At 62.2% G+C, this 3,593-nt stretch carries 6 protein-coding genes; 5 read left to right on the top strand and 1 reads right to left on the bottom strand.

Going from position 1 to position 3,593, the window contains the following annotated elements; all coding sequences use genetic code 11:
- The 3 genes from EN964_RS28865 to EN964_RS28855 all read left to right on the top strand — a co-directional run.
- Nucleotides 1-169, top strand: a 169-nt coding sequence (locus tag EN964_RS28865) for a benzoate/H(+) symporter BenE family transporter (protein ID WP_206528773.1), incomplete at its 5' end; no start/stop codon positions are given.
- A gap of 118 nt (nucleotides 170-287) precedes the next feature.
- Entirely contained in the window at nucleotides 288-770 is a 483-nt protein-coding gene (locus EN964_RS28860) for a DUF2852 domain-containing protein (protein WP_127266800.1), read from the top strand.
- 100 nt (nucleotides 771-870) lie between these two features.
- Complete coding sequence (locus tag EN964_RS28855; protein ID WP_127270177.1) at nucleotides 871-1,629, top strand: M48 family metallopeptidase; 759 nt, start codon at nucleotides 871-873, stop codon at nucleotides 1,627-1,629.
- Nucleotides 1,630-1,634: 5 nt separating this feature from the next.
- Here the strand turns inward: EN964_RS28855 and EN964_RS28850 are convergent, their stop codons facing one another.
- Entirely contained in the window at nucleotides 1,635-1,853 is a 219-nt protein-coding gene (locus EN964_RS28850) for a hypothetical protein (protein ID WP_127269343.1), read from the bottom strand.
- A gap of 112 nt (nucleotides 1,854-1,965) precedes the next feature.
- Between EN964_RS28850 and EN964_RS28845 the strand changes: the two genes are divergently transcribed.
- Both EN964_RS28845 and trpB read left to right on the top strand, forming a co-directional pair.
- Nucleotides 1,966-2,625 (top strand): phosphoribosylanthranilate isomerase, encoded by a 660-nt coding sequence (locus EN964_RS28845; RefSeq protein ID WP_127269344.1) that lies wholly within the window; start codon nucleotides 1,966-1,968, stop codon nucleotides 2,623-2,625.
- 92 nt (nucleotides 2,626-2,717) lie between these two features.
- Nucleotides 2,718-3,593 (top strand): tryptophan synthase subunit beta (gene trpB, locus EN964_RS28840; protein ID WP_127277031.1); only part of this gene is annotated, 876 nt, incomplete at its 3' end.

The raw sequence follows: 3,593 nt of genomic DNA, 5'->3' as shown, positions 1-3,593 counted from the left end.
CGCCAACGCGCTGTCTATCGCGCTGAAGGAAGAGGCGGATCGCATGGCCGCCACCGTCACCTTTGTCGTCACCGCGTCGGGTCTGACGCTGTTCGGCGTTGGCGCCGCATTCTGGGGCCTGATTGCCGGGCTGGTCGTGCTTTTCCTCGATATGATCAAAAAGCGATAATCATTTCAGATGCTTGTCCGGATTTGGCGGACATTGTCTTGAATCGCCGTTTTTCTCTTCCCATTTCGATTCCACGCAGCCCGGATTTGGCTGTCTCCAACCGAAGGAATGGGAGAAAATGAACGCATCCGCATTGATCCGTCCGGCCTGGACGCCGGCAACCATCGCGTTGATGGTTGTAGGTTTCATGGTGTTCTGGCCACTCGGCTTCGCCATGCTCGCCTACATCATCTGGGGCGACCGCCTCGATGGCTTCAAGCGTGACGTCAACCGCGCGACCGACGGCATCTTCGCCGGCTGCCGCCGCGGTTCCGACAAGGCCGCGCGCTGGGGCAATGGCTCCGCCCGCACCGGCAACGTCGCTTTCGACGACTGGCGCGAAAAGGAACTTGAGCGGCTGAACGAAGAGCGCCGCAAGCTCGACGAGATGCTGACCCAGTTCGACGAGTATGCCCGCGAATTGCGCCGCGCCAAGGACCAGGACGAGTTCGACCGGTTCATGGCCAACCGCAACAAGTCGACGGCTCCGACGAAGACCGATCCAAGCACCGGAACGACGACCACCAAGCGTGGCAAGGGCTCGAACCTGCTTGACGACTGAGGCCAAGCGACTGGCCACATCGTGAAAAAACGGCGTCGCGCGAGCGGCGCCGTTTCTTTTTTGTTCTAGTCGTTTTTCTCGAATCGCGTATCGTCCCGCCATGACTCTCGGCTTCTTTCGCAATCTGACAAAGCCCAAGCCCACGCCTGTCGTGGAGCGCGAATATTGCGTCGCCGGCCGCACGCTGCCGCTTAAGATCGTCGAGAGCGCCAGGGCGCGCCGAATGACGCTGCGCATCGATTCAGGCGGCCAGGGTCTACGCATAACCGTGCCGCCAGGCCTGCGCCGCGGCGAAGTGGACAGGTTCCTCGAGCGGCACCAGGACTGGCTGGAGCAGCGACTGGCCAAGGTGCCGACGCGGCCGCAGGTGCGGCCCGGCATCAGGATCCCGCTGCGCGGCGTGCCGCACCGCATCGTCCATGAACCGTCAAAGCGCGGCACCGTCACCGTGTCGCGCGACGAACGTGGTCCGCTCTTGATCGTGCATGGCGACCGCATACATCTGCCGCGCCGCCTCGCCGATTTCCTCAAGCGCGAGGCCAAGAAGGAAATCGAGAAGCTGGTGGCCAAACACACCGAGGCGCTCGGCAAGCGCGCCAAGGCTATCCGCTTCAAGGACACATCAAGCCGCTGGGGGTCATGCACCTCCGAAGGCAATCTGTCCTTTTCCTGGCGCATCATGATGGCGCCGTCGCCGGTCATCAACTACCTCGTCGCGCATGAAGTGGCGCATCTCAAGGAGATGAACCACGGTCCGAAATTCTGGAAATTGTGCGAAAAGCTCTGCCCCGACACCGATCGCTGCAAGGACTGGCTGAAGCGCAATGGCGGTGCGCTGCAGGCGATCATGTTCGAGTAGATCGCTCAGTCGTCGTTGGCGGCGTTCAAGTCCTCAGGCCGTAGCCCCTCATCGCCATGATGCGGCCACGGCAGGAAATTGCCGTCGAATTCATCGCTGCCAAAATAGTCGAGCGCGCGGTGCGCCTCGGCGCCGTCGAAGGCGGCCTTGTCGATCAGGTGCGCGATGACCTCGCGCGCCTGCGCGATCTTCTGCCTGAGTTCGGCAATTGTCCTGTCGGTCATGGTCATGCTCCCGCAGTGTGTCCTGTTCATCCATAGGTAGCGCCTTTGGCCGCGCCGGCAAACAGCATGCTTTTTCTCGACTCTTTTCGCTTTTCATGCCAATTCCCGCGCCATGGCACTCGACATCAAGATCTGCGGCTTGAAGACCGACGCGGCAATGGCCGCGGCGCTGGCCGGCGGCGCCAGCCATGTCGGGTTTATCTTCTTCGCCAAAAGCCCACGCTATGTCGAACCCGCCGAGGCTGGCCGCCTGCGCGAGGCGGCGCGCGGCAAGGCGATGGCGGTTGCTGTCATCGTCGATGCCAGCGACGCTTTCCTGGATGAAATCCTTGCCCAAATGCAGCCCGACATGCTGCAACTGCATGGCGCGGAAACGCCCGAGCGCGTCGCCGAGGTCAAAGCCCGTTATGGTTTGCCGGTGATGAAGGCGCTGCCGCTCAGCGAGGCTGCCGATCTCGAACGGATAAAGCCATTCATCGGCATATCAGACCGGTTCCTGTTCGACGCCAAGCCGCCGAAAGGCTCAGAACTGCCGGGCGGCAATGGTGTTGCCTTCGACTGGCGCATTCTTGTCGGCCTTGACGGCGGCGTCGATTACATGCTTTCCGGTGGGCTCAACGCCGCCAATATCGGCGATGCCCTTCGGCTTGCCGACCCGCCCGGAATAGACATTTCCTCAGGCGTGGAAAGCGCACCGGGCGTCAAGGATCCGGCGCTGATCGAACAGTTTTTCCGGGCCGTCAGGACCGCGCGGAACACCCGCGCAGCCTAGTAGTGCCTTAAACCAGAGCATGTCCCGGAAAAGTGGGAACCGGTTTTCCGACAAGGACATGCTTCATAAGTCAAGATGCCAGGAGATCGGCGATGAACAAGCCGGCGACACCCAATTCCTTCCGCACCGGACCCGATGAACAGGGCATGTTCGGCATTTTCGGCGGTCGTTTCGTTGCCGAAACGCTGATGCCGCTGATCCTCGATCTGGAGCAGCACTGGAACGAGGTCAAGAACGATGCGAATTTCAGGGCCGAGCTGACTGACCTGTCGACCCATTATGCCGGGCGACCCTCGAAGCTCTATTTCGCCGAAGGCCTCACGAAGCATCTCGGCGGCGCAAAGGTCTATTTCAAGCGCGAGGATTTGAACCACACCGGTTCGCACAAGATCAACAACTGCCTCGGCCAGATCCTGCTGGCCAAGCGCATGGGCAAGAAGCGCATCATCGCCGAGACCGGCGCCGGCCAGCATGGCGTGGCATCGGCCACGGTCGCGGCCCGCTTCGGCTTCCCCTGCGTCGTCTATATGGGCGCCACCGACGTCGCCCGGCAAAGCCCCAATGTCTTCCGCATGAAGCTGCTCGGCGCCGAAGTGCGCCCGGTGACCGCTGGTCACGGCACGCTGAAGGACGCCATGAACGAGGCGTTGCGCGACTGGGTGACCAATGTCGAGGACACCTATTACCTGATCGGCACCGCCGCCGGCCCGCATCCCTATCCGGAGCTGGTGCGCGACTTCCAGTCGGTAATCGGCACCGAAGCGCGGGCGCAGATCCTAGAGCAGGAAGGCCGACTGCCGGACACCATCATCGCCGCTGTCGGCGGTGGTTCGAACGCCATCGGCCTGTTCCATCCCTTCCTCGACGACAAAGAGGTCCGCATCATCGGCATCGAGGCCGGCGGACGCGGCCTTGACGGCATCGAGCATTGCGCCTCGATGAATGCCGGCGCGCCGGGCGTGCTGCAT

Origin of the sequence: Mesorhizobium sp. M7A.F.Ca.CA.001.10.2.1 (assembly GCF_003998575.1) — a bacterium.
GTDB lineage: Bacteria > Pseudomonadota > Alphaproteobacteria > Rhizobiales > Rhizobiaceae > Mesorhizobium.
This window is presented reverse-complemented; position numbering and strand designations above follow the sequence as displayed.

Excerpts from the sequence above, each read along its gene's own strand:
- EN964_RS28850 (WP_127269343.1), bottom strand. The coding sequence starts at position 1,853 with ATGACCGACAGGACAATTGCCGAACTCAGGCAGAAGATCGCGCAGGCG.
- EN964_RS28845 (WP_127269344.1), top strand. The coding sequence starts at position 1,966 with ATGGCACTCGACATCAAGATCTGCGGCTTGAAGACCGACGCGGCAATG.
- EN964_RS28855 (WP_127270177.1), top strand. The coding sequence starts at position 871 with ATGACTCTCGGCTTCTTTCGCAATCTGACAAAGCCCAAGCCCACGCCT.
- EN964_RS28860 (WP_127266800.1), top strand. The coding sequence starts at position 288 with ATGAACGCATCCGCATTGATCCGTCCGGCCTGGACGCCGGCAACCATC.